This window comes from Rhizobium ruizarguesonis (assembly GCF_017357285.1).
GTDB lineage: Bacteria > Pseudomonadota > Alphaproteobacteria > Rhizobiales > Rhizobiaceae > Rhizobium > Rhizobium ruizarguesonis.
Window position 1 is genome coordinate 1,837,550 of sequence record NZ_CP071678.1, and the last position, 24,059, is coordinate 1,861,608.

Here is a 24,059-nt window from a genome sequence, read left to right on the forward strand (position 1 = left end):
AAGCTTGCGCCACACTGTTCGCAGAACTTTCGCTGGTCAGCCTGGAGGGGGTGTGGGAGCTCGACCATCCGTGGTCAGTCTTCTCTAGCCAGCTTCATTGGCTCAGCCGCTTCTGCTGCCAGTATCCGCAAAGAGTTGCGATGTTACGTTTGGAATTGGGCCGCCTCGGTTCATACGCCGCTTTTATAGACCCCATCATTCGATACGGTAGCTATTTCTCCGAACAAGGACCCAGGTAAGCTATTGCCATAGAGTTCGGCTATTCGTTTGATGAGAAGATAGCTTCCCAGACGCTCCTGGCAGAATGAGATCGCACGTTTCTGCACGGGGTCTTCGGCTTGAAACGGTTGATATCGTTTCGCAAATTCAAAAGACGGCGCCACAAGGCGCACAAAAGTCTCCAGCCACCAGTCCGTCGGATACGTGCCGAGTTCAATGCCTCCAGGAACGAAAGTGCTGGAATTAAAAAAATGCAAAGCTTCGGCTTGGGTTAAAGTGTTTGCTTCGATTGAAAACGCTGTATATCTCAGGAAGTCAACAATATTGTGGAAGCGTGCATAGTGTTGAGATATATTATGGAGATTTAACGGCCGAGGCAGGAAGAAGTTTTCTGTAAAAATCGCCGGATTCTCCGGCTTTGTGACTTCTACTTCTTCTGAAGTCGTTGTATTCATCCCGGGATATTCGGGATTAGGTGTTCCGATTTTTAGTCGTGTTAAAAATTTACGATACTGCCAGATGGTAATGTTACGAGGCTTTGTTGATTCTTCGGAAACGACTTTCGCGATTACGATCGTTCCCAGCGATCCTGACAATTTAGCGTGAAGCTCCTCCGGCTCGCTGAAAAAATCATAGCCGGCAATGACATCCATTCCCTTGTTTTCCAAAGGAGGTTTAGAATTGAGCCATATGATTTTCGCGCCCTCGGGAGGAGGGTAGCTCGGCAAATCCTTGTGGCAAACAATGAAAATGGTCATATTTGTGATCAGCCTCTTATCGATGGGGAGTTTCTGCCGGCTGCAATTACCACACGGCTCGCCCGTCAATGCTTAGTTGTGTCAAGGTGGCGGACGTCAGTATTCCGAGCGTTTCTGCCTCTTGTCAGCGACTCTAAAGCGCGTTCCTTGCGCGTAGCAGGTGCGAAGCCCGGACCCATCCGGGGATGAAGTCGGGTGCCGCAAGCTGAGGTCGTCGATATCCTTTTGCTTAAACTTGCTGTTGCTGCTGGCGATATCAGCAAATGTCAGCAAGCCCGCAATGGCGCGCGCTATGTTTCCCGCTTGGTGGAATTCCCTAACGCGAAAACTGAATGATCTCGCCGTTGTACTGAGTGCGCGCCGTCTCGCCGAAGCCGAGCTTGGCTGCGACCCGCAGCGAGGCCTGGTTCTCGGGACTGATGATGCAGCTCATTCGTTTTTCGGGAAAATGCGTTTCCGCCCAGCCGATCAGGACGGTCAGCGCCTCGGTGGCATAACCGCGGCCGTGCGCCGAAGGCATCAGCGCCCAGCCGACCTCCATCGTCCCTTCGATCGACGGTTCCATCTCGCGCCGGGCTTCCAGGAAGCCCGCTTCGCCGATGAACCGGCCGCTCTCCTTTTCGACGATCGCGAGAAAGCCGAAGCCCATATGATGCCACATGCCGGCAAGGCGCAGCATGCGACTCCAGCTCTGCTCGCGCGTCGACGGCACGCCGGTGATGAAACGCACGACATCCTCGTCCGCCCATAGTGCCGCATGAGCGTCGAAATCGTCGAGGCGGTGAGGGCGAAGCGTCAGACGCGCCGTTTCGAGGGTCGGAATGTCGGTCACGTCGGGTCCTTGTGAAAAAACACATCCTCAGGCGCCGGGCTCGCCGTCCCAATAGTCGAGATCGCCTTCCGGCCGTCCAATGTGGCGGAAGCGCTTGGTTTCTGCATTGTCCCTGTTCGTCTTGGCAAGGAACTTTCCGGAATCGGGATATTCGACGATCTCGGTCTTCGCCATCGTCGAAATGCCGAGATAGACGAGTGTGGCCGTGCCGGTATTGATGATCTGGTGCGCCGTTTCAGGCCCGCCGGCCGGCGCGCCGAGCGTGTCGCCCGCCTTGATCGCATGGCGCGCGTCGCCGAATCGGTATTCGCCGGTACCCGCGATCACGTAGAAAAGCTCGTCTTCGACATGGTGATTGTGGAAGGGACAGCTCGATTTGCCCGATGGTACCTCGTTGTAGCTGATGCCGAGGCCGGCAAGGCCCAGAAGCTTGCCGAACGAGGTGTCGGCGCTTTCGTAGAATTCGCCCTGTTTCCAGTGGTCGAGCTTGAGATCGGCGGTATTGATCACCGCTTTTGCTTCCGTCGTCATGATAGCCTCCTGTTGCAGGAGGAGAAACTATCATCACGCCGGAAAATTCAATGCTTATCTCGGAAATCCCCGGCATGGGCGGAGAGGAGCCCGCCGCCCATGCTTTGAGCGCCGCGCGTTCAATACGCTGAGACGCTCGATCGCTTCCAATCCCACGCATCGCCCAAAAATCGATCCGATTTTCGGGGTATGCGCTGGAGCCGTCAACGAACGTAGAAGGTCAGGCTTCCATCGGCCGCCTGCTCGGCATTGACGACGTTGCGAATATTGACACCCTCATTGTTGAGCCGGTGGGCAAGCGACCTGTTGGCATCGATCGACGCCTGGATGCCGCGGATAGCCTCGCCGGAGCGTTGCGGTGCGGAGTGTGGGCCGCTCGTCTCGTCGTCGAAGTTGCGCCAGTTGTAAACCTCCTGGACATTGAAGTCATTGCCCTGGAAGGTCCGGAGCGTCTGCTCGATGCCCTGGGCGGTATTCATCCCAAGGCTTTCGGCCCGGCTGACGCCGGCAAAGGCGAGGGAGGAGAGGGCTGCAGCGATAGTGATGGTGAGAACGCGGTGCATGATTGTATCCTTTCATCTGCTTAGACGGTCGGCTGTCGTTGCAGGGGATCGTCTGCGTCACGACATGGAATTGGCGTTCTCCCATTCGCGATTCAATGGGTTAAGCCACTGAAAATCCATTAAGAATTGTTCATGAAAACTGCCTTCGAATTGCCGCTTTCCAGGTGTCCGCGAAAGCTGATTTCAGAGGCTTGCCCAGCTGTGCATACAGGGCGCGGTTATCCCCTTGCAGATATTTCCTCTTTCCCATTGCGGCATCGGGCGAAATTGCTTGCCATTCGGACGAAGGCATGTTTTGACCGCGGGCTGCCGAGCGGGTAAATGTCCCGCCAACCGAAGGTGAACCATGTCGAGAGAGACCGCTCCCCATATTTTGATCGTTGAGGCCCGCTTCTACGACGACATGGCCGACGCCCTGCTCGAAGGCGCGACCTCCGCATTGACGGAGGCCGGCGCCACCTTCGAGGTCGTAACCGTTCCCGGCGCACTGGAAATTCCGGCGGCGATTGCCATGTCGCTTGATGGAGACGACAATGGCGGAACGCATTATGACGGATATGTCGCCCTCGGCATGGTCATTCGCGGCGAGACCTATCACTTCGATATCGTGTCGAATGAATCCTCGCGCGCCTTGATGGATCTCGCGGTCAGCGAGTCACTTGCCATCGGCAATGGCATCCTGACCGTCGAAAACGACGAACAGGCTTGGGCGCGCGTGCGCCGCTCGGAAAAGGACAAGGGCGGATTTGCCGCTCGTGCAGCTCTGACCATGATCGAGCTGAAGCAGAAACTGGGTGCATAACGAATGAACGACGACAAGACGGAACGGCCGGTCAAGACTGCGAACCAGCGGGGCGCTGCCCGTCTTGCTGCAGTTCAGGCACTGTATCAGATGGATGTCGGCGGCACGGGCGTTCTGGAAATCGTGGCCGAGTACGAGGCGCACCGTCTTGGTCAGGAAATCGATGGCGCGACTTATCTGAAAGCCGATGCCGCCTGGTTCCGTTCCATCGTCTCCGGCGTCGTGCGCGATCAGGTCCGTCTCGATCCGTTGATTGCTGCAGCCCTGCAGGATGATTGGGCCTTGTCGCGCCTCGACAGCACAGTGCGCGCCATCCTGCGCGCCGGCGTTTTCGAACTCACCGACCGCAAGGACGTTCCGGTGGCGGTCATCGTCACCGAATATGTCGAGATCGCCCAGGCCTTCTTCGATGACGATGAGCCGAAGCTCGTCAACGCCGTGCTCGACCGCATCGCAAAGCAGGTCCGCGGCGAGGCGAAGAAATAAGTCTTTAGCCGCCAAACAATCCCCCTGCGTCTTTCTTCGCACCGCAATGGTTTTCGCCCGTTGCGGTCTTGACGCCACGTGATCGACCACGCAATCTCCGCACCGCCTAGCTGTGGCATTTCTGTGGAGAGGAAGGCGATTCGGCGGCATATCTGCCGGAGAAGGAGTGAGCTCCGGCCTTTGGGAGGAAAGAGCGAAATGACGATTCTTTTATGCGTAATCGCATGCGGTCTGCTCTCGGTGGTTTATGCCGCCTGGGCAACCCGGTCGGTGCTTGCCGCCGATCAGGGCAATAGCCGCATGCAGGAGATCGCGGGCTATATCCGCGAAGGCGCTCAAGCCTATCTGACGCGCCAGTACAGAACCATTGCCATTGTCGGCGTTGTTGTTTTCATCTTAGCCTGGCTGCTTCTTTCCGCCGAGGCCGCGATCGGCTTCCTGATCGGCGCCGTGCTTTCCGGCGCTGCCGGTTTCATCGGCATGCACGTCTCCGTCCGCGCCAATGTGCGCACCGCCCAGGCGGCTTCCGTGAGCCTTTCAGCCGGCCTCGACATCGCCTTCAAGTCGGGTGCGATCACCGGCATGCTGGTGGCTGGCCTGGCGCTGCTCGGCGTCTCCATTTACTATACGATATTGACCGTTGGGCTCGGCCATGAGAGCGGCTCGCGCGAAGTCATCGATGCGCTGGTGGCGCTCGGCTTCGGCGCGTCACTGATCTCGATCTTCGCCCGTCTCGGCGGCGGCATCTTCACCAAGGGCGCCGATGTCGGTGGCGATCTCGTCGGCAAGGTGGAAGCCGGCATTCCCGAAGACGATCCGCGCAACCCGGCAACGATCGCCGATAATGTCGGCGACAATGTCGGCGACTGCGCCGGCATGGCTGCCGACCTTTTCGAGACTTATGCGGTTTCGGTCGTCGCCACCATGGTTCTTGCCGCGATCTTCTTTGCCGGCGCGCCGATCCTCCAGTCTGCGATGGTCTATCCGCTGGCGATCTGCGGTGCCTGCATCATCACCTCGATCATCGGCACCTTCTTCGTCAAGCTCGGTTCGAACGGCTCGATCATGGGCGCTCTCTACAAGGGCCTCATCGTCACCGGCCTACTGTCGATCGTCGGCCTTGGTGCTGCCACCTCGCTCACCATCGGCTGGGGATCGATCGGCTCCGTCGGAGGCGCCGACATATCAGGCGCGCACCTCTTCTTCTGCGGCATCATCGGCCTCGTCGTCACCGCGCTGATCGTGGTGATCACTGAATATTATACCGGCACGGGCAAGCGCCCGGTCGTCTCGATCGCCCAGGCCTCGGTCACCGGCCATGGCACCAATGTCATCCAGGGTCTGGCCGTCTCACTGGAATCGACGGCACTGCCGGCGATCGTCATCGTTGGCGGCATTCTCGCCACCTACCAGCTCGGCGGTCTGTTCGGCACCGGCATTGCGGTCACGGCGATGCTCGGCATCGCCGGAATGATCGTCGCGCTCGACGCGTTCGGACCGGTGACGGACAATGCCGGCGGTATCGCCGAAATGGCGCATCTGCCGCCGGAGGTGCGCAAATCCACCGATGCGCTCGATGCCGTCGGCAATACGACCAAAGCCGTCACCAAGGGTTATGCCATCGGCTCCGCCGGTCTCGGCGCCCTGGTTCTCTTCGCCGCCTACTCCTACGACCTCAAATATTTTGCGGCGAATGGCGACAAGTTCCCTTATTTTGCCGGTATCGGCGAAATTTCCTTCGATCTTTCCAACCCTTACGTGGTGGCGGGATTGATTTTCGGAGGTCTCATTCCCTACCTCTTCGGCGGCATCGCGATGACCGCCGTCGGCCGGGCGGCCGGCGCGATCGTCGAGGAAGTGCGTCGTCAGTTCAAGGAAAAGCCCGGCATCATGCAGGGCACGGAAAAGCCGGATTACGGCAGGGCGGTCGACCTTTTGACCAAGGCCGCCATCCGCGAAATGATCGTGCCGTCGCTGCTGCCGGTGCTGGCGCCCATTGTCGTCTATTTCGGCGTGCTGCTCATCTCCGGCTCCAAGGCCTCCGCCTTTGCCGCCCTCGGCGCATCGCTGCTCGGCGTCATCATCAACGGCCTTTTCGTCGCCATCTCGATGACATCGGGCGGCGGTGCTTGGGACAACGCCAAGAAGAGCTTCGAGGACGGTTTCGTCGACAAGGACGGCGTGCGCCACATGAAGGGTTCGGATGCGCACAAGGCTTCCGTCACCGGCGATACCGTCGGCGATCCCTACAAGGATACCGCCGGCCCCGCCGTCAACCCGGCGATCAAGATCACCAACATCGTCGCGCTGCTGTTGCTCGCCGTTCTCGCCGGATAAACAAGACCGCCGGCTTGGCGTGGTACAGTTCACGCAGAAGCAGAGGCCATTAAAAAACCCGCCGGAGCGATCCGGCGGGTTTTTCGTATCAGGCGTGTGTCCGATCAGCGCAGGCTGCTTGGGTTCTGCGGCGTGCCGCCGGCGCCACCGCCGAACAGGCTGCGGGCAGCACTGGCGGCGCTGCCGCCGGAAAGCATCTGTTGCAGGAAGGTGAGTTCCTTGCCGCCGGTCGGCGTGACGCGCCCGATCGTGTCGAACACCTTGCCATCCTGTAGCGCATAGTTGGCGCGGCGGCTGACGACGCCGTCCTTGTCGAAATAGATCGCCAGAACGCTCTGATCGACGACCTTCAGCTTCTGAAAGGCGACCGCACGCGTGCGCCGCTGCGAGATGTAATAGAAGACTTCGCCATCGAAGGTCGCCGTCGTTGACGGGGTGCCGAGCGAAAGCAGCACCTGCTCGCGGCTGGAGCCTTCCGGAACGAGGTTCAGCGACTGCTGGTCGGCGACGTAGCCGCCATTGAGCACGGTGCTGGTCTGGCAACCGGAAAGAGCGGTGGTGGAGGCGATTATTAAGGCAATGGCCGCACTGCTGAAGAATTTCACGTCAGACTTGAAATACCGTTTATTCAACGACATCTACTCCCTTGAGTGTCGATAGCAGCCATTTGGGGCCTTGCACGCTTTCCTCCTGCAAAACCATTGTGGCCATTCCGGGTCGAATTTCCCGAATTCGCTTCGCTGACGCATCGAAGGCGTCGTCCCGAAACAGGCCATGATCGGCATTGCAATTCGCGCCTGCTTCGGTAAACCAGCTTTCGAAATCATGCAACAAGGCCAGACGCCAGCCGGCATGAAGAATGAGGCATTTCCGGAAAAAACAATGATCTTCGGGCTCTTCCGCAAGAAAAACAACAATCAGGCGATCGTCGACAGGCAATATGCGGCCCTGACGGCGGCCGCGCGCATGCCGGAGATCTATGAGCGGCTCAATGTGCCGGATACGGTCATGGGTCGTTTCGAGATGCTGTCGATTGCCATGATTCTGTTTTTTCGCCGCACACGTGCTTCAGCCACCAGCGGCCAGGAGATCGCCCAGGAGATCGTCGACGCTTTCTTCCAGGATATCGACTATTCGATCCGCGAACTCGGCATCGGCGACAACAGCGTGCCGAAGCGCATGAAGAAGCTCGCCGGCATGTTCTACGGCCGCCTTGAAGCCTATTCGAAGGCGATGGACACAGGCGATGCCGAAGAGCTCGCTCTCGCCCTTCAGCGCAATATCTACCCCGAAACCTCGACGCCGGCCGATATGTCCGGCCTCGCCGGATGGATGATGACCGCAGAATCGCATCTGTCCGCCGTTGCCGAAGAGGTGATCGCAACCGGTTCGGCGACGCTCCCGCCGGTCATCTGAAGGAGGAAACGATGAAGAACGATCGGGACGATGTTCCCTTCTCCTATCAAGTCAAGGTCGGCCATATCTCGGCCAACCCCGTCGAGGTCCATGTCGAGGCCGACGCCAGCGAACTGAAGGCGCTTGCCGAGACCTGGAACGTCGTCTCCGTCGACGATCTCCGCGCCGATCTACAGATTGCCCGCTGGAAGCGCGACGGCGTACGCATCAAGGGCCGCGTGCAGGCGAAGATCGTCCAGTCCTGCGTCGTGACGTTGGAACCGGTCGAATCCGCCATCGACGAGAATTTCGAGCAGATCTTCGTGCCGGAGGGCTCCAAGCTTGCCCGCCAGCCCGGCAACGACGCCGGCGAGATGCTGCTCGATCCGGACGGTCCCGATCTGCCCGAGACCTTCGTCGGCGATACGATCGATGCCGGCGAAGTGGTTGCCGAATTCGCTGCTCTCGCAATCGATCCCTACCCACGCAAGCAGGGCATCGAATTCGCCGGCCATGTCGAGGACAGCGGCGAGGACGACAAAAAGCCTTCCGCTTTCGCCGTCCTCAAGGACTGGAAAAAGGACTGAAGCCCCTCTGGCATTTGACACAATTCAGTTGTAAGCGACGCCAAAACCGGTATTTTGGCCGAAATTTCGCCGTCGGCGAAAAGAAGGATCAGGGACGCGTGATCAGAATATCTCTCGACCTCATGGGTGGCGACTTTGGTCCCCAGGTTGTCATTCCCGGCGCCGCCAAGGCGTTGGATCGGCATCCGGATATTTCCTTCGTTCTCTATGGTCTCAAGGAACAGTGCGACCCGGTTCTCGCCAAATTTCCGAAACTCAAGGAAAAATCGCTCTTTCACGACTGCGAGCTTGCCGTCGCCATGGATGAAAAGCCGAGCCAGGCGCTGCGCCGTGGCCGTTATATCTCCACCATGTGGCGTTCGATCGAGGCGGTGAAGACGGGTGACGCCGATGTCGCTGTCTCGGCAGGCAATACCGGGGCGCTGATGGCGATGGCGAAGTTCTGTCTGCGCACCATGGCCAATATCGAGCGTCCGGCGATTGCCGCGATCTGGCCGACGCTGAAGGGTGAGAGCATCGTGCTCGATGTCGGTGCGACGATCGGCGCCGATGCTCAGCAGCTGATGGATTTCGCCCTGATGGGCGGCGCCATGGCGCGCGCGCTTTTCGAGGTCGAACGTCCGACGGTCGGTCTTCTCAACGTCGGCGTCGAGGAGATGAAGGGCCAGGAGGAAGTCAAGGAGGCCGGCCGGCTGTTGCGCGAGGCGAACATCGATTCGCTCGAATATTCCGGCTTCGTCGAGGGCAACGACCTTGGCAAGGGCACGGTCGACGTCGTCGTCACCGAAGGATTTTCCGGCAATATCGCCCTCAAGACCGCCGAAGGCACAGCCAAGCAGATCGGCGAATATCTGCGTGCCGCCATGTCGCGCACGCTGCTGGCCCGCATCGGCTACCTCTTCGCCAAAAGCGCCTTCGACATGCTTCGCGAGAAGCTCGATCCGAGCAAGGTCAATGGCGGCGTGTTTCTCGGCCTGAACGGCATCGTTATCAAGAGCCATGGCGGGGCGAATGCCGAAGGCATCGCAGCCGCCATCGAGGTCGGCTACGACATGGCCAAGAACGGCCTCAATCAGAAAATAGAAAACGATCTTAAGAAATATCATGCCAAGCGGCTGCCCCCGATGGGCCCGGAAGCGGCATGAGCGATGGGGTTCAATCAAAGATGATCCGTTCAGTGGTTCGCGGGTTCGGAGCCGCACTCCCGAAGCGCGTGATGACCAATCGTGACATGGAGGCCATCGTCGACACATCAGACGAATGGATCGTCCAGCGCACCGGCATCCGCCAGCGTTATGTCGCCGGCGATGACGAAACGACTGCGTCACTCGGCGAGGCCGCCGCACGCGCAGCCCTTGCCAATGGCGGCCTGACGCCTGCCGATATCGATCTTGTCATCTGTGCCACCTCGACGCCGGATAACACCTTTCCGGCAACGTCGGTCAACATCCAGAACCGCCTCGGCATGAGCCACGGCTTCGCCTTCGACGTCCAGGCCGTCTGCACCGGTTTCGTCTATGCGGTGACGACTGCCGATGCCTATATTCGCGGCGGGCTTGCCAAGCGCGTTCTCGTCATCGGCGCCGAAACTTTTTCGCGCATTCTCGACTGGAACGACCGCACCACCTGCGTGCTTTTCGGCGACGGCGCCGGCGCGATCATACTCGAAGCGACCGAAGGCGAGGGCACCGTTGCCGATCGCGGCGTGCTGACAGCGCATCTGCGTTCCGACGGCTCGCACAAGGACAAGCTCTATGTCGATGGCGGACCGTCGACGACGGGCACTGTCGGCAAGCTGCGCATGGAAGGCCGCGAGGTCTTCAAATACGCCGTGGGCATGATCACCGACGTCATTCAGGCAGCTTTCGATGCGACCGGGACCACCGCCGATGACCTCGACTGGCTGGTACCGCATCAGGCCAATCGTCGCATCATCGACGGTTCGGCGAAAAAGCTGAACATCGATGCGGCGAAGGTCGTCATCACAGTCGACCTTCACGGCAATACGTCGGCCGCCTCGATCCCGCTGGCACTTGCGACCGCTGCCGGCGACGGCCGCATCAAGAAGGGCGACCTAGTGATGCTCGAAGCGATGGGTGGCGGCTTTACCTGGGGTGCGGTTCTGCTGCGCTGGTAGGCACGAATCCTAAAAAACTGGCGGCGAACAAGAGCTTGACCGTAAGGCGCAAGACAAATACTCTTCGTGCGATTTCACAAAATATTTGTATGGGCGGGGAAACCATGACCGGAAAAACAGTGACGCGAGCAGACCTGGCGGAATCCGTTTTCCGAAAGGTTGGGCTTTCCCGGACAGAATCTGCCGAACTTGTGGAAACCGTCATCGACGAGATCTGCAATGCCATCGTGCGTGGTGAAACCGTCAAGCTTTCCTCCTTCGCCACCTTCCAGGTGCGCGACAAGAACGAGCGGATCGGCCGCAACCCGAAGACCGGCGAGGAGGTTCCGATTTCCCCCCGCCGGGTCATGACCTTCAAGGCGTCGAACGTGTTGAAGACACGCATCCTCAAGTCGCATGTCGCTCGCAAGATCAAGCTGAAGCCGCAGAATCCGGCTCCCTGATAATCGGCTTCCCGTTTCGGAAACGGCTTTTTTTCTCCCTCGCACTCTCCATCCTTGTGCGCAACGTCAAGACATGACTTGAATTGTCGGCGCCAAACCGTTGAAATATGATGAGTCGCCGTAGGATCGAGCCGCGAGGTCGCGTAGCAGTATGACGTTGGACAAGAGCCCCGATGCCTTTCGCACCATCAGCGAAGTCGCAGACGATCTTGATCTGCCGCAGCATGTGCTGCGCTTCTGGGAGACGCGTTTTCCCCAGATAAAGCCGATGAAGCGCGGCGGCGGCCGTCGCTACTACCGGCCGGAGGACGTGGATCTTCTCAAGGGCATCCGGCATCTACTGTATGATCACGGCTATACGATCAAGGGTGTGCAGAAGCTTCTGAAAACCAACGGCAACAAGTTCGTCATATCAGTCGGCCACGGCGATCTCGCCAGCGTCGAGGCGCTTGCGTCGGGTGTGCAGGAGGTGGGTGCCGGGGAACCGCGCGTCGGCATGGCCGATGAAGACCAGATTGTCGGCCGCGCCAAGCCGCCGATCACCCGCCGGTTCTTCAATTTCGTCGCCGGAGACGATGAGCAGGAAGTCTCGATCGGGAAGTCGAGCATCGGCAAGGAAGACCGGGCGCTGCTGCAGGAGGCGCTCTACGATCTCCTGGAATGCAAGCGCCTGCTCGATCAGGTGCGCTAAAATCGGAATCGATTTTCGGAAAGCACGATGCGAGGATTGAAAGTGTTACAGCGTCCTTTGCGTGTCTGAAAAGACGCGCGGCGCAGGGAAGTTCAGGCTTCGGTAAGCTGTTTCATGGCCTGTTCGAGTTCGCTGAGCTGGAAGGGTTTTTGCAGCACGGGCAACGTGCTTGGGCTGCTGCCATCAGGTGCGGTGCCATATCCCGTCGCATAGAGATAGGGTTTACCGCGTTCGTCGAGCAGCTTTGCGACCGGCAGCGAACTCTGCCCGGCAAGCGAGACGTCGAGGATTGCAGCGTCGAACTCAGTATCCCTGGCGGTTGCCAACGCCCGCTCCAGATCGGGCGCGCTGGCGCAGACCCGGTAACCCAAATCGGCAAGCATGTCCTCGAGCAGCATGGCAATCAGCGTGTCGTCTTCGACGATGAATATGTCTTTCATGATCCCGTCCACCCATTTCCCCTTGCCGGGCATGGAGATTTATGTGGACTGCTTGCACGGCTCGTCAAGACGTCGTGCCCAGCAGTACGAGAAACAGCATATTGCCCGGTGAAATTTGATGTGCAAAAGCTGGGATGCCGTCTCCGCAACGGCGACTGCATAATTCCTTAAATCGGAATCGATCTATGGATAAAATTATGCAGTAATCCAAAGTGTTACAGCGTCCTTTGCGCGTCTGAAAAGACATCGCGGCGCTGTAAGAAGGGGTGTCGAATGGATTTGCTGAGTGCCACGGATTGGCTGCGTCACAAGCCGGGTTTTACCTATCCGATGGCCGTTGCCTTCGTTGGCCTGACCTTTCTTCTGAGGCTTGCCGCCAGCGACACTCTCTCCGGCTTTCCCTTCCTGAGCTTCCTTCCGGCGATATTGCTCGCCAGTTTCATAGGCGGGGCCGGGCCGGGCCTGGTCGCGTCCATTCTTGCCGCTTTCATCGTTCAGCAGTTTTTCGTCGAGCCGCACAATATCTTCTGGCCGGTCACTGCCGGCCAATGGGTCGGCCTTTCCACATATCTCATCAATGCCGCAATCATCGTCGGCCTGATGGAGATGATCATTATCGCGCATGAGCGGCAGAGCCGCCTTCGCAGTGAGCTCAACAGCTTCAACACGCGCCTCGAAGAGACAGTGGTCCAGCGCACTGCCGAGCTCAGACACGAGATGGAAGAGAATGCCGCTGCTCAGGCGCAGGTCCGTCAGTTGCAGAAGATGGAGACGATCGGCCAGCTGACCGGCGGCGTCGCCCATGATTTCAACAACATGTTGGCGATCATCATCGGCAACCTCGATCTCGCCCAGCGGCGCCTGAGCGGCAGCGAGGATCCCCGCCTGCTATACTCCATCCAGAATGCCAAAGATGGCGCGCAAAGGGCGGCGGTACTGACCGCGCGTCTTCTCGCTTTCTCGCGCCAGCAGCCGCTCGCCCCGGAGGTGATCGACGTTAACAAGCTGGTCGGCGGCATGTCTGAGCTGTTGCGGCGCACACTCGGCGAGCAGATCCGGATCGAGACCGTGCTTGCCGGCGGTCTCTGGCCGAGCTTTGCCGATTTGAGCCAGCTCGAAAATGCCATCCTGAACCTTGCCGTCAACGCCCGCGATGCTATGCCGGGCGGCGGAAATCTAACGATCGAGACCGCCAATACCGAACTCGATGAGCGATATTCCCGCATGCATTCGGAGGTCGAGGCAGGCCAATATGTGATGGTCAGCATCACTGACACTGGCACCGGCATGTCGCCGGATGTGATCGAGCGCGCCTTCGACCCGTTCTATACGACCAAGGGACCCGGCAAAGGCACCGGGCTCGGTCTCAGCCAGGTCTATGGTTACATCAAACAGAGCGGCGGCCACATCAAGATCTATTCAGAGATCGACAGGGGCACGACGGTGAAGATCTATCTCCCTCGTCGTGTCGGTGTGACGGACGCCCGGTCGGGTGCAGCCGGCGCCCTGCCGATTCCTCACGGCAGCGTCAATGATACAATCCTGGTGGTGGAGGACGATGAGCACGTCCGCACCATGACCGCCGAAAGCCTGCATGAACTCGGTTACACCGTATTGCAGGCGGCAAGCGGCATAGAGGCGCTTCTGTTGCTCGAAGAAAATCCGGCAGTCGACTTGATCTTCACCGATATCGTCATGCCGCAGATGAGCGGACGTCAGCTTGCCGATGTCGTCCAGGAGAAATGGCCGACGATCCGGATCCTTTACACGACGGGTTACACCCGAAATGCCATCGTCCACAATGGTGTGCTCGATCACGGCGTTTCCCTGCTCGCCAAGCCCTTCAGCCTGGAGCAGCTCGCTCATAAGATCCGCGAACTTCTGAATGTACCGGCGAGGGCGGGAGACGAGCGGACGTGAAGCCGGAATACGGCCGCACGTCCACAAATCCCGATCGCGTTATTCCAACACCTGGATAATGCGGTGGGTCTTCGGCTCGACGATCACGCGCCGCTCATTTACGACAGTATAGCCGTATCCGTCCATGTCAGGCACCGTGTGCACTTCGACGGTATCGGGCAGCGTGGTGCCGACCACGATATCGCCGTCATAGACGACGGATGGTGTGTTTTGCTCCATCACATAGGTGCGCACCTCGCCGGGCAATACGACGGAGCCGGTTGGTGCGGGATCGGTGACGATGACGGTGCTCTGGGCGAAGGCGGCAGAGCTGATGGTCAGTATGGCGGCCGCAGCCAGCATGGTCTTGCGCATGGGATGTTCTCCTTTTCCTACCCCAGATCAAGGCAACGTCGGCCATGCGGCATGGTTCCCCGCGAGCTTTTCGCCGCAGCGGAAGACAGGCGCAATGAGAGTAATTAAGTTGTTACTAAATTAATTTATACATCATACGGTTGAGCTGCCTGAACAACGTTCGAAAAAAGCCCATTCGGGGATGTTAGGGCTCGCTTGTTTACTTTTCGCTAACCATGTTGGACGTTTATTCCGAACGGACGACCAACCGGTCGTTGATTCGACGATCCGTCGCGTTTCGGCTTGCGAATGGATCTCTAGAAATACGATTGCGGCGGCTCGAGACATGCGATTGCGGAAGGTGATATCGCTGGTGGCAGTGGCGGGTATGATGGCCGGCTGCACGTCGACAGGCGGTGTGCGCCAGCCTTCCGCGCCGGAAACCGTGGCGCCTGAAAAGGCATTGGTCCTGCCGCCGCCGGGCGGTCCGTCGATCGTCAGCGTCGTCGAGCGCAAGCGTGGAAACGGCGTCGAGCAGACGATCTCGCTGTTTACCTCATCCTCCGTGCCCGGTCAGAATTTCCTGAAGGTCCAGTTCTTCGGCGCTTCCGGAGCCAATCCCGGCACTGGCAACGCGGGCTTCAGCATGATCAACGAGAGCGGCATTGCCCGCGAGGTGGCCCGTTCGGCCCCTAGCGTGCCGATGGCGACGTCGGCGACCTTCCTGCAGAACGCCTATGGCCCGTTCGGTTATGCCTCCGGCCACAGCAGGGCCGGCGACACCTGCGTCTATGCCTGGCAGCAGATCCGCTCGAGCACTGCTGCCAATACCCAGGCGCGCAATTTCGGCATGATCCAGCTGCGCCTGCGTCTTTGCGATGCGAGGGCGAGCGAGCGCCAGCTGCTCGGCATCGTCTATGGCTACACCATATCAGGCACCTTCGACGGCGCGGTCTGGAACCCTTACGGCAATCCGCCGCCTGCCGATGGCGCGCTCGGGCGCACCGGCGAGCCGATCTATCCCGACGAGGGCGGTTACCGCGCCAGCCCGATGCCGATCGGCTACGACCCGGCGCCGGCCATAGTCAGCCGGCCGAGGGCAGTTGCCGTTCGCAGCGCCTCGATCCCGCAACCGGTTCAAGGCGTCGCCCCGGTGCCCGCGCCCATCGGCCCGCGCGTGCCGCTGCCGGGCGAGACGCCACAGACAAGTGCACGGCCGGATGCGGCCGCCGCGCCGATCGAACAATCGGTAAGGGCGATCGGCGTCACCGTGCCTTCGCCGGACTGCATAGGCGACGCGGCCATGACGGCCGCCTGCCGGAGATAGAGCATGATGCCGAAAAGTGTGAGCGGTTTTCGGACGACATCATGCTCTAACTCTTTAATTTAGAACAGGATTCAGATTTTAGGCCGACCCGGCCTAAAATCATCCTGTTCTAGCGAGCATGCCCGCGGGCGCCCGTTGGTCGGTTGAGCAATTTCGAAGGAACGTCAATGCGCAAAGCCCGCAGTGTCATCATATGGGCCGTGGTTTCGCTCTGCATGATCGTGCTGATCACGCTGCCGGTCAACCTGCAGACCCAGCTCATCACTAGCATCACGGTCGTGACCGTCATGGCGCTGATCAAGGTATTGAAGGGCGAGGGGACGTGGCGCCTGGTGGCGCTCGCCTTCGGCACGTCGATCGTGCTGCGCTATGTTTACTGGCGCACCACCAATACGCTGCCGCCTCTGAACCAGCCTGAAAATTTCATTCCCGGCCTGCTGCTTTACCTTGCCGAAATGTATAGCGTTGCGATGCTGGCGCTCAGCCTCTTCATCGTCGCTACGCCGCTGCCGTCGCGCCCCTCGCGCGCCGGCAAGAATGAACGTTTTCCTCATGTCGACGTCTTCGTGCCATCCTACAACGAGGATGCCGGCCTGCTGGGAAACACGCTAGCCGCCGCCAAGGCCATGGATTATCCGGCCGACAAGCTGCATGTCTGGCTGCTCGATGACGGCGGCACCTTGCAGAAGCGCAATTCCGGCAAGCTGCTCGAAGCCCAGGCGGCGGCTGCCCGCCATATCGAGCTGAAGCAGCTCTGCGACGATCTTGACGTCAAATACCTCACGCGCGACCGCAACGAACACGCCAAGGCCGGCAATCTCAACAACGGGATGAAACATTCGACCGGCGAGCTCATCGCCGTCTTCGATGCGGACCACGCGCCGGCCCGCGATTTCCTGCTCGAGACCGTCGGTTACTTCGAAGACGATCCGAAGCTCTTCCTCGTCCAGACCCCGCACTTCTTCATCAATCCCGATCCGCTGGAGCGTAACCTGCGCACCTTCGACAAGATGCCGAGCGAGAACGAGATGTTCTACGGCATCATCCAGCGCGGCCTCGATAAATGGAACGCCGCCTTCTTCTGCGGCTCGGCCGCAGTTTTGAGCCGCAAGGCGCTCGAATCGCAGAACGGCTTCAGCGGCATCAGCATCACCGAGGATTGCGAGACGGCGCTGGCGCTCCACGGCAGCGGCTGGAACAGCATCTATGTCGACAAGCCGCTGATCGCCGGCCTGCAGCCAGCCACCTTTGCAAGCTTCATCGGTCAGCGCAGCCGCTGGGCGCAGGGCATGATGCAGATCCTGCGCTTCCGCTTCCCGCTTCTAAAACGCGGCCTGACGATCCCGCAGCGCTTCTGCTACATGTCCTCCACGCTGTTCTGGCTCTTCCCGTTCCCGCGCACGATCTTTCTGTTTGCGCCGCTCTTCTATCTGTTCTTCGATCTGGAAATCTTCACCGCCTCGGGCGGCGAGTTCCTCGCCTATACGCTTGCTTATATGCTCGTGAATCTGATGATGCAGAACTACCTCTACGGGTCGTTCCGCTGGCCTTGGATTTCCGAACTCTACGAATATGTCCAGACCGTGCATCTGCTGCCGGCTGTCGTCTCCGTCATGCTCAATCCGAGGAAGCCGACCTTCAAGGTCACCGCCAAGGACGAATCGATCGCCGTCAGCCGTCTGTCGGAGATCAGCCGCCCGTTCTTCGTCATCTTTGCGGTACAGATCGTCGCGCTCATCATCACCATCTACAAGATCTATGCCGAGCCCTATAAGGCCGACGTCACGCTCGTCGTCGGCGGGTGGAATGTCATCAACCTGATCATGGCCGGCTGCGCACTTGGTGTCGTGTCGGAGCGCGGCGAGCGCGCCTCGTCCCGTCGCGTCCGCGTCAACCGGCGCTGCGAATTCGGCGCCAACGGCAAGTGGTACACGGCCTCGATCGAGGATGTCTCCGTCCACGGCGCAAGGCTGCACATCTTCAACAAGCATCTCGACGAGATGCTGGTCGGCGCCGTCGGCGAGATCCGCTTCCGGCCCTATAGCGGCGCGGATCTGGAAACCCTGCCGCTCATCGTCCGTAACATCGAGCCGTCGGGCGACATCAGCAATGTCGGCTGCCAGTACGTGCCGAAAAGCGCGCTCGACCATCGCCTCATCGCCGATCTGATGTTTGCCAATTCCGACCAGTGGACCCAGTTTCAGGCCTCGCGCCGCCGCAATCCGGGCCTGATCCGCGGCACCATCTGGTTTCTCGGCATGTCGTTCTACCAGACGAGCCGAGGCCTCGTTTACTTCTTCCGCAGCATGCGGCCGGAGCGGGAAGCCCACCAGCAGGCGGCAAAGGTCAACGCCGGATGAGAAGGATCGTCGCTGCCTCGCTTCTCCTGCTGAATGCCTCCGCCTTCGCCCAGGCGCAGACGGCGCCCTTCGACATGTCCGGCGAGCGGCCGCCCGGTGCGTCCGTTGGCCCGAGATTGACGCCGCCCACACAGGCCGCGCCGCCTGCGGTCATTGCGCCCGTTCCCGTCACGCCTCCGGTTTCCGTCATACCCGCACCTGCAACCCCGGCTGCTCCCGCTCCCGTTCCTCCGCCGATCGCTGCCCAGCCGCAGCCGGCGACGCCCGCGCTCCAGCCAGCAGCAGTAGTAAACCCGGCTGCGCCGCCGCGCCCCGGCGATGTTCGTCGCTTTGTCGTGCCCTTTTCGAAACTCGGCCTCGGCGGCGAATACGACCGACGGTCATGGTCCGTCTATCTGACGCCGGAGCAGGCAGCGGCCAAGGCAAGCTTCACCTTCGCCTACCAGAATTCGATCGTCGTTGCGCCTGAGGCCTCGGCGCTGACCGTCTATCTCAACAACCGCCCGATCGGCCAACAGCGCGTCGGCTCGCCGGATGGCCCGTCGACCGTCACGTTCGAGGTTCCGCCCGGTCTGCTGCAGCCCGGCGCTAACCTCGTCACCTTCGAAGCCGATCAGCGCCACCGCACCGATTGCAGCATTCAATCGACTTATGAACTGTGGTCGAACATCGATCCGGCCGGAACCTATCTGAGCTTTGCCGGCAGGGATGCGGCCCCGCTAGCGAGCGCCGACGCAATCCGCGCCATCGGCGTCGACGGTGCTGGCAAGACCGAGTTCGACATCGTTGTCCCGGCGCTGGAGCAGCCGGGAACCACCAAGCCGCTGCTACGGCTGGCGCAGGGCCTGTCGGTGCTGAGCAGTATGCCGAACCAGATTTTTGCCTTCAGCACCGCGTCGCTTCCGGCCGCCGGGCCTGGCAAGCTCAGCGTGCTCGTCGGTACCGCGGCGGAACTGCGGCCGCTCTTTCCCGGCCTGCCGCCCGGCGCCGAAAGTGCAGCACTCGCCGCTTTCGTCACCGACCCGCGCAGCGGCTCGCCGGTCCTTCTGATCAGCGGCCCTTCCTGGCAAGCGGTCTCCTCGGCGATCGATACCATCGTCTCGCCGACGGACAGATCCTCGGATGTCCGCCGCGACGTGCTGACCACCGAACGCTGGAGCGCGCCGAACGCGCCGCTGGTCTTTTCCGACACGAACATCGCCCTGTCTCAGCTCGGCGTGAAGACCACCGAATTCTCCGGCCGGCGGTTGCGGACCAGCTTCAATATCGCCGTGCCGGCCGATTTTTATGCCAATGCCTATGGCGAGGCGAAGGTGCTGCTCGACGCCGCTTATACCGATAACGTGCTGCCCGGCAGCCACATCGATATTTACGTCAACGACAACATCGCCTCCACCGTACCGATCACCACGACATCAGGCGGCATTCTCCGTCATCTGCCGATCCGCGTGACGATGCGGCACTTCAAGCCCGGCCTCAATTCGGTGGCGATCGAAGCGATCCTGATGACCAAGGACGACGCCGTCTGCGCGCCGGGCGCGACCGCCGGCGCGACCCCGCGCTTTGCCCTGTTCGATACCTCCGAGCTGGAGATACCGGATTTCGCCCGCGTCGGTCAGCGTCCGAATCTGGCGGCAATGGCCGGCACCGCCTATCCCTATGGTCGGGCCACGGAGCCGACGCCGCTTTTCATCGACCGCATCGACGCCGACACGCTTTCGGCCGCCGCCACGCTGCTCGGCCAGATGGCGATCACGGCCGGCCATCCGATCGCCGTCGAAACCGTCGCCTCGCCGAATACGATCGGCGATCGCGATGCCATCTTCATCGGCTCCATCTCGCAGATGCCGACAACCGCACTGTCGCAGACCAATATCTCCACGACGAGCCAGGCCTCGTGGCGTCCGGTGGCGGATACGCAGCCGAACGTCGTCGATACCGGTACGGCTTTCGAGGAGTGGAACTCCAAGGTCAGCGGCGGTGTCTTGCACAACCGGGTCACCGCCTTCCGCGAGTGGCTGTCGCGCAATTTCGATATCTCCCGCAGCTCGCTGCAATTCATCCCCGGCGCCGAGCAGATTTTCACGCCGGCCAACGCCGACACGCTGCTGGTTGCACAGGGCTCCAGCCCCGCGGGAGCCGGCGCATGGACCGTGGTGGCGGCGCCGTCGGCGAAGGATTTGCGCGAAGGGCTCGAGGTTCTGACCGCGCAGCTGAACTGGCCGCAGATATCGGGCCACATCACCACCTATTCGAGCAAGACAGGCAAGATCGAAACCGTGCCCGTCACCCGTTTCGATTTCGTGCCGTCCACCCCCTGGTCGATCGCCAATTACCGGCTGATCGCCGCCAACTGGCTGTCGACGAATATCCTCTCCTACGCCTTCCTGCTGGTCTTCTTCGTGCTGCTGATCGGCGTCACCACCTCCAGCATGCTCAGAAGACTGGGCCGGTCCAAATGAGGCGGTGGCGCGCACTCCTGCTGGCGGCCACGGTCGCGCTTGCCCCTGTAGACCCGCCCGCCGTCGCGCAGCAGGCGATGATCAATGCCGGCGCATGGTCCGCCTACAAGGCGAAATTTCTCGATGCGACCGGCCGCATCATCGATAACGGCAACGGCAATATCAGCCACAGCGAAGGGCAGGGCTATGGCATGCTGCTCGCCTATCTCGCAGCCAGCCCCGCCGACTTCGAACAGATCTGGTATTTTACCCGCACCGAGCTGCTGCTGCGCGACGATGGCCTGGCCGTCTGGAAGTGGGATCCGAACGTCAAGCCGCACGTCACCGACACCAACAACGCCTCGGACGGCGACATGCTGATCGCCTACGCACTGGCGCTTGCCGGCACGGCGTGGAAACGCAACGACTATATCCTCGCCGCCTCCCGCATGGCGCAGGCGCTGCTTGCCGAAACCGTCGTGCACGCGGCCGGGCACACACTCCTGTTGCCGGGGAGTGAGGGTTTTGCCGCTACCGACCGTGAGGACGGTCCCGTCGTCAACCCGTCCTACTGGATTTACGAGGCGATCCCGGTGATGGCGGCGCTCGCTCCGTCGGATGCCTGGCAAAAGCTGTCGGAGGATAGCCTAACGCTATTGAAGACGATGCAGTTCGGCCCGCGCAAGCTTCCAGCCGAATGGGTGAGTCTCAGCGGCCAGCCGCAGCCGGCGCAGGGTTTCGACGCCGAGTTTGCCTATAACGCCATCCGCATCCCGCTCTATCTCGCTCGTGGCGGCGTCACCGACAAGGCGCTGCTGACCCATCTGCGCGAGGGGATGTCGCAAGACGGCGTTCCCGCCACCATCGATCTGACCACCGGCCGGCCGAAGACCGTGTTGCCGGATCCCGGTTATCGAATTGTTAACGATGTTGTGGCCTGTGTAGTCGATGGGGCCAAGCTGCCGGGCTCGGCCCTGCAATTTGCGCCCGCACTCTATTATCCGTCCACGCTTCAGCTGCTGGGCCTGGCCTATATCGGGGAGAAGCATCCGGAGTGTCTGTGAAGTCTTCTCTCGTGGCGATTTCAGCAGCAGTCGTGGTGGCGACCCTCGTCACCGGACTGAAAGATCGTGCCGCTCTGCAGGAAAGATTCGGCCTTGGGTCTGCCAGCAAGCCGGGGCCGGAGCTGATGATGATGGGCCGCATCAAGCCGACCGATGCTTCCGCCGGCAATCCTGAATTCAATGCGCAGCTGGTGGCCGACAAGATCGAGGCGATCACATCCCCGTCGCCGCCGGCGCCGGGCGCGCGCGAGCCGGATGCCGCAGCACCGCAACCGGCGGCACCTCAGACGGTCGCCCAGCCGGCGCCGGTCACGCCCCCCATCGTTTCCGCGCCGCCGGCACCGCAACAGGCGGCCGCGCCTGCGCAGCCTGCCGTCGATGAAAGTGCGCTTCGTTATTTCGCCAGCCGCGGCGACAAGGTGCGCCTGCAAGCCGAAATCTCCCGCCTTCAGGCGCTCTACCCAAACTGGGTTCCGCCGGCCGATCCGCTCGCCGTGCCGCAGAATGGCGACAAACAACTCGAGGCCATGTGGCAGCTCTATTCCGATGGTCGCTATGCGGAGTTACGCAAGGCGGTCGCCGACCGCCAGGCAGCCGATGCCGGATGGCAGCCGCCGGCCGATCTGCTCGACCGACTCGACGTCGCTGAGGCCCGTGCCCGTCTCGTCAATGCGTCGGACCTCAAGCAATATGCGACGGTCGTCGATATCGCTGCCGCAACACCGAGCCTGCTCACCTGCAGCGAGGTCAATGTTCTCTGGCGCGTCGCCGAAGCCTTCATCCAGACGGAGAGGGCGCAGCGCGGCCAGGACGCCTACACTTATATCCTGAAGAACTGCGCCAATCCCGCCGAGCGGCAGGCGACGGTCGAAAAGGCCTCGACGCTGCTTGCCTACCAGCCGATGCAGGCACTGCTCACGCTGGAGAGGCCCGCTGCCGACGGCAGCAAGGAATTCGATGCGATCCGCGACAATCTCACCCGACGCTTCATGGCCGAGGGCAATGACGATCCGAAGCTTGTTATCGCGCCGGGCTACATCGCCCGTCTCGAAAAACTCGCCGAGACTGGGGGGCTCGCCTCCGACGCGTTACTGCTCGGCTGGTACCAGCTTCGCCGCAACAACGATGCCGATGCCGAGAAGTGGTTCCGCGCTGCCCGAGCCAAGCAAGATTCGGCGGCCGCTTCGCAGGGACTGGCGCTGGCGCTGATCGCCCGCAAGGCGCCTGAAGAAGCCGAGGACGTGATGTTCCGTTGGCGCGCCGATTCCGAGGATGCAACATCAACCTATCTCGCCGCCACCGCCAACCTGATGGCGTTGCAGCCGCCGGCCGATCTGGCCGAAGACGTGCTGCACCGCATCGCTACCGAGGTTATCGCCCGGAAATACGTGCCGACGGCGCAGCAGTTCGGCTGGTATGCCCGCTCCCTCAACCAGTTCCAGACTGCTGCACGCTGGTTCGAGACGGCGCTTGCCTGGAAACCCGATGACGAGCCGTCCGCCTATGGTCTTGTCATCACCCGCGAGCAACTGAGCGACCGCAAGGCCGTGCTCGACCTTCAGCGCGCCTGGGCCGGCCGGTCGAGCCGAATCACCAATCTCGAAGACACCTCCTCCCTGATACCGAATGCCGTTACGCCGCCGCCGGAGAAGGGCACGCTTGCCGCACAGCAACCAGCGGCTCAGCCGACGCAGAATCCCCCGACCGAGCCGCTTCCGGCCGAGCGCCGCATCACCCTGCAGCCGGGGTCGCAAGTGGTCGTTCGCGCGGCAAGGCCGGCGATGGAGACGGTGACCGTTCCGCGTGGTCCGCGCCAGACACGCGGCTGCTCAACGACAATCGATGCGGGGCAGCTTAAGCCGGCCGACGCGCTGTCGCGCGGCTGGTGCCTGATGGATATCAACCGGCCGATGGAGGCAATCTCGGCCTTCGAGGCGGCATTGCAGAGCCCGACCCGCAAGGTCCGCGAAGACGCAGCCTACGGCCAGAGCCTTGCTTATCTCCGCGCCGGCCTCTCGGGCAATGCCGCCGTCGCAGCCACCAAGGCGCCGCAGAACCGCCAGCGTGCCGCCGAGCTTCAGGTGGCGATCCTCGCCGATCGTGCGCTTTCGGCCTTCGACGCCGGGCGTTACCGCGAAACCCTGATCTATCTCGATCAGCGCGCCCAGCTGCAGCAGGAACGCATCGACCTGATGGTTCTGCGCGGCTACTGCTACCTCAATCTCAAAATGTACGGCGATGCGACCCGCATCTTCGAAGCCGCTGCCGCGACCGGCAGCCGCGATGCTGCCCGCGGTCTTGCCGACGTCAGAAACGTCACGCATCCCGACGTCAACGACTGACGTTGACGCCGCCGCAGCTCTCCGCTACTCGCCTGCGCAGGGGCCGCCCCG

The 24,059-nt window shown here is 61.1% G+C and carries 22 protein-coding genes; 15 read left to right on the top strand and 7 right to left on the bottom strand.

Features of this window, described 5'->3' with window-relative positions:
* Positions 1-170: 170 nt before the first annotated feature.
* From J3P73_RS09105 to J3P73_RS09120, 4 genes are all read right to left on the bottom strand, one after another.
* Positions 171-977, bottom strand: a complete 807-nt coding sequence (locus J3P73_RS09105) for a hypothetical protein (protein ID WP_020397443.1) — start codon at positions 975-977, stop codon at positions 171-173.
* A 316-nt stretch (positions 978-1,293) separates the two neighbouring features.
* Positions 1,294-1,809, bottom strand: a complete 516-nt coding sequence (locus tag J3P73_RS09110) for a GNAT family N-acetyltransferase (protein ID WP_018070498.1) — start codon at positions 1,807-1,809, stop codon at positions 1,294-1,296.
* A gap of 27 nt (positions 1,810-1,836) precedes the next feature.
* Entirely contained in the window at positions 1,837-2,340 is a 504-nt protein-coding gene (locus tag J3P73_RS09115) for a cupin domain-containing protein (protein ID WP_024321161.1), read from the bottom strand.
* A gap of 203 nt (positions 2,341-2,543) precedes the next feature.
* Entirely contained in the window at positions 2,544-2,903 is a 360-nt protein-coding gene (locus J3P73_RS09120; protein ID WP_024321160.1) for a hypothetical protein, read from the bottom strand.
* A 346-nt stretch (positions 2,904-3,249) separates the two neighbouring features.
* On the opposite strand from J3P73_RS09120, the gene ribH reads away from it, so the two are divergent.
* From ribH to J3P73_RS09135, 3 genes are all read left to right on the top strand, one after another.
* Positions 3,250-3,705, top strand: a complete 456-nt coding sequence (gene ribH / locus J3P73_RS09125) for a 6,7-dimethyl-8-ribityllumazine synthase (RefSeq protein ID WP_018070495.1) — start codon at positions 3,250-3,252, stop codon at positions 3,703-3,705.
* Positions 3,706-3,708: 3 nt separating this feature from the next.
* Complete coding sequence (nusB, locus tag J3P73_RS09130; protein WP_024321159.1) at positions 3,709-4,191, top strand: transcription antitermination factor NusB; 483 nt, start codon at positions 3,709-3,711, stop codon at positions 4,189-4,191.
* Positions 4,192-4,389: 198 nt separating this feature from the next.
* Complete coding sequence (locus J3P73_RS09135; protein ID WP_024321158.1) at positions 4,390-6,528, top strand: sodium-translocating pyrophosphatase; 2,139 nt, start codon at positions 4,390-4,392, stop codon at positions 6,526-6,528.
* A 104-nt stretch (positions 6,529-6,632) separates the two neighbouring features.
* Here the strand turns inward: J3P73_RS09135 and J3P73_RS09140 are convergent, their stop codons facing one another.
* Entirely contained in the window at positions 6,633-7,166 is a 534-nt protein-coding gene (locus tag J3P73_RS09140) for an outer membrane protein assembly factor BamE (RefSeq protein ID WP_207579894.1), read from the bottom strand.
* Positions 7,167-7,302: 136 nt separating this feature from the next.
* Here J3P73_RS09140 and J3P73_RS09145 point away from each other — a divergent pair, with 136 nt between their 5' ends.
* The 6 genes from J3P73_RS09145 (at position 7,303) to J3P73_RS09170 (ending at position 11,781) form a co-directional block, all read left to right on the top strand.
* The gene (locus tag J3P73_RS09145; protein ID WP_018070493.1) at positions 7,303-7,944 is read left to right on the top strand and encodes a ubiquinol-cytochrome C chaperone family protein; all 642 of its coding nucleotides are present in this window, start codon (positions 7,303-7,305) and stop codon (positions 7,942-7,944) included.
* A gap of 11 nt (positions 7,945-7,955) precedes the next feature.
* Complete coding sequence (locus J3P73_RS09150) at positions 7,956-8,510, top strand: YceD family protein (RefSeq protein ID WP_018070492.1); 555 nt, start codon at positions 7,956-7,958, stop codon at positions 8,508-8,510.
* Between the two features lie 98 nt (positions 8,511-8,608).
* Positions 8,609-9,655 (top strand): phosphate acyltransferase PlsX, encoded by a 1,047-nt coding sequence (gene plsX / locus J3P73_RS09155; protein ID WP_020397442.1) that lies wholly within the window; start codon positions 8,609-8,611, stop codon positions 9,653-9,655.
* 20 nt (positions 9,656-9,675) lie between these two features.
* Positions 9,676-10,647 (top strand): beta-ketoacyl-ACP synthase III, encoded by a 972-nt coding sequence (locus J3P73_RS09160; protein ID WP_024321157.1) that lies wholly within the window; start codon positions 9,676-9,678, stop codon positions 10,645-10,647.
* Between the two features lie 104 nt (positions 10,648-10,751).
* Complete coding sequence (locus tag J3P73_RS09165; RefSeq protein WP_003558352.1) at positions 10,752-11,090, top strand: integration host factor subunit alpha; 339 nt, start codon at positions 10,752-10,754, stop codon at positions 11,088-11,090.
* Between the two features lie 151 nt (positions 11,091-11,241).
* The gene (locus J3P73_RS09170; protein ID WP_018070488.1) at positions 11,242-11,781 is read left to right on the top strand and encodes a MerR family transcriptional regulator; all 540 of its coding nucleotides are present in this window, start codon (positions 11,242-11,244) and stop codon (positions 11,779-11,781) included.
* A gap of 92 nt (positions 11,782-11,873) precedes the next feature.
* Here J3P73_RS09170 and J3P73_RS09175 read toward each other — a convergent pair whose 3' ends face one another.
* On the bottom strand, positions 11,874-12,221 hold the full coding sequence (locus J3P73_RS09175) for a response regulator (protein WP_024321156.1): 348 nt from the start codon (positions 12,219-12,221) through the stop codon (positions 11,874-11,876).
* 273 nt (positions 12,222-12,494) lie between these two features.
* Here J3P73_RS09175 and J3P73_RS09180 point away from each other — a divergent pair, with 273 nt between their 5' ends.
* Positions 12,495-14,141: an ATP-binding protein gene (locus J3P73_RS09180; protein WP_207579895.1), complete on the top strand. Its 1,647-nt coding sequence runs from the start codon at positions 12,495-12,497 to the stop codon at positions 14,139-14,141.
* Positions 14,142-14,180: 39 nt separating this feature from the next.
* Here J3P73_RS09180 and J3P73_RS09185 read toward each other — a convergent pair whose 3' ends face one another.
* Positions 14,181-14,495 (bottom strand): DUF1236 domain-containing protein, encoded by a 315-nt coding sequence (locus J3P73_RS09185; RefSeq protein ID WP_018070485.1) that lies wholly within the window; start codon positions 14,493-14,495, stop codon positions 14,181-14,183.
* A gap of 325 nt (positions 14,496-14,820) precedes the next feature.
* Here J3P73_RS09185 and bcsN point away from each other — a divergent pair, with 325 nt between their 5' ends.
* From bcsN to J3P73_RS09210, 5 genes are all read left to right on the top strand, one after another.
* Positions 14,821-15,801 carry a cellulose biosynthesis protein BcsN gene (bcsN, locus tag J3P73_RS09190; protein ID WP_207579896.1) on the top strand — a complete coding sequence of 327 codons (981 nt, stop codon included), beginning with the start codon at positions 14,821-14,823 and terminating at the stop codon, positions 15,799-15,801.
* 167 nt (positions 15,802-15,968) lie between these two features.
* Positions 15,969-18,161: a UDP-forming cellulose synthase catalytic subunit gene (bcsA, locus tag J3P73_RS09195; protein WP_032997355.1), complete on the top strand. Its 2,193-nt coding sequence runs from the start codon at positions 15,969-15,971 to the stop codon at positions 18,159-18,161.
* On the top strand, positions 18,158-20,623 hold the full coding sequence (locus J3P73_RS09200) for a cellulose biosynthesis cyclic di-GMP-binding regulatory protein BcsB (RefSeq protein ID WP_207579897.1): 2,466 nt from the start codon (positions 18,158-18,160) through the stop codon (positions 20,621-20,623). The genes bcsA and J3P73_RS09200 overlap by 4 nt, the downstream gene beginning before the upstream one ends.
* Positions 20,620-21,666: a family 8 glycosyl hydrolase gene (locus J3P73_RS09205; RefSeq protein WP_024321152.1), complete on the top strand. Its 1,047-nt coding sequence runs from the start codon at positions 20,620-20,622 to the stop codon at positions 21,664-21,666. Before J3P73_RS09200 ends, J3P73_RS09205 begins: the two co-directional genes overlap by 4 nt.
* The gene (locus tag J3P73_RS09210) at positions 21,663-24,008 is read left to right on the top strand and encodes a cellulose synthase (protein WP_207579898.1); all 2,346 of its coding nucleotides are present in this window, start codon (positions 21,663-21,665) and stop codon (positions 24,006-24,008) included. Before J3P73_RS09205 ends, J3P73_RS09210 begins: the two co-directional genes overlap by 4 nt.
* Positions 24,009-24,059: the final 51 nt, after the last annotated feature.

Excerpts from the sequence above, each read along its gene's own strand:
- J3P73_RS09105 (WP_020397443.1), bottom strand. The coding sequence starts at position 977 with ATGACCATTTTCATTGTTTGCCACAAGGATTTGCCGAGCTACCCTCCT.
- J3P73_RS09115 (WP_024321161.1), bottom strand. The coding sequence starts at position 2,340 with ATGACGACGGAAGCAAAAGCGGTGATCAATACCGCCGATCTCAAGCTC.
- J3P73_RS09120 (WP_024321160.1), bottom strand. The coding sequence starts at position 2,903 with ATGCACCGCGTTCTCACCATCACTATCGCTGCAGCCCTCTCCTCCCTC.
- ribH (WP_018070495.1), top strand. The coding sequence starts at position 3,250 with ATGTCGAGAGAGACCGCTCCCCATATTTTGATCGTTGAGGCCCGCTTC.
- nusB (WP_024321159.1), top strand. The coding sequence starts at position 3,709 with ATGAACGACGACAAGACGGAACGGCCGGTCAAGACTGCGAACCAGCGG.
- J3P73_RS09135 (WP_024321158.1), top strand. The coding sequence starts at position 4,390 with ATGACGATTCTTTTATGCGTAATCGCATGCGGTCTGCTCTCGGTGGTT.
- J3P73_RS09140 (WP_207579894.1), bottom strand. The coding sequence starts at position 7,166 with ATGTCGTTGAATAAACGGTATTTCAAGTCTGACGTGAAATTCTTCAGC.
- J3P73_RS09145 (WP_018070493.1), top strand. The coding sequence starts at position 7,303 with ATGATCGGCATTGCAATTCGCGCCTGCTTCGGTAAACCAGCTTTCGAA.
- J3P73_RS09150 (WP_018070492.1), top strand. The coding sequence starts at position 7,956 with ATGAAGAACGATCGGGACGATGTTCCCTTCTCCTATCAAGTCAAGGTC.
- J3P73_RS09160 (WP_024321157.1), top strand. The coding sequence starts at position 9,676 with ATGATCCGTTCAGTGGTTCGCGGGTTCGGAGCCGCACTCCCGAAGCGC.
- J3P73_RS09165 (WP_003558352.1), top strand. The coding sequence starts at position 10,752 with ATGACCGGAAAAACAGTGACGCGAGCAGACCTGGCGGAATCCGTTTTC.
- J3P73_RS09170 (WP_018070488.1), top strand. The coding sequence starts at position 11,242 with ATGACGTTGGACAAGAGCCCCGATGCCTTTCGCACCATCAGCGAAGTC.
- J3P73_RS09175 (WP_024321156.1), bottom strand. The coding sequence starts at position 12,221 with ATGAAAGACATATTCATCGTCGAAGACGACACGCTGATTGCCATGCTG.
- J3P73_RS09180 (WP_207579895.1), top strand. The coding sequence starts at position 12,495 with ATGGATTTGCTGAGTGCCACGGATTGGCTGCGTCACAAGCCGGGTTTT.
- J3P73_RS09185 (WP_018070485.1), bottom strand. The coding sequence starts at position 14,495 with ATGCGCAAGACCATGCTGGCTGCGGCCGCCATACTGACCATCAGCTCT.
- bcsN (WP_207579896.1), top strand. The coding sequence starts at position 14,821 with ATGCGATTGCGGAAGGTGATATCGCTGGTGGCAGTGGCGGGTATGATG.
- bcsA (WP_032997355.1), top strand. The coding sequence starts at position 15,969 with ATGCGCAAAGCCCGCAGTGTCATCATATGGGCCGTGGTTTCGCTCTGC.
- J3P73_RS09200 (WP_207579897.1), top strand. The coding sequence starts at position 18,158 with ATGAGAAGGATCGTCGCTGCCTCGCTTCTCCTGCTGAATGCCTCCGCC.
- J3P73_RS09205 (WP_024321152.1), top strand. The coding sequence starts at position 20,620 with ATGAGGCGGTGGCGCGCACTCCTGCTGGCGGCCACGGTCGCGCTTGCC.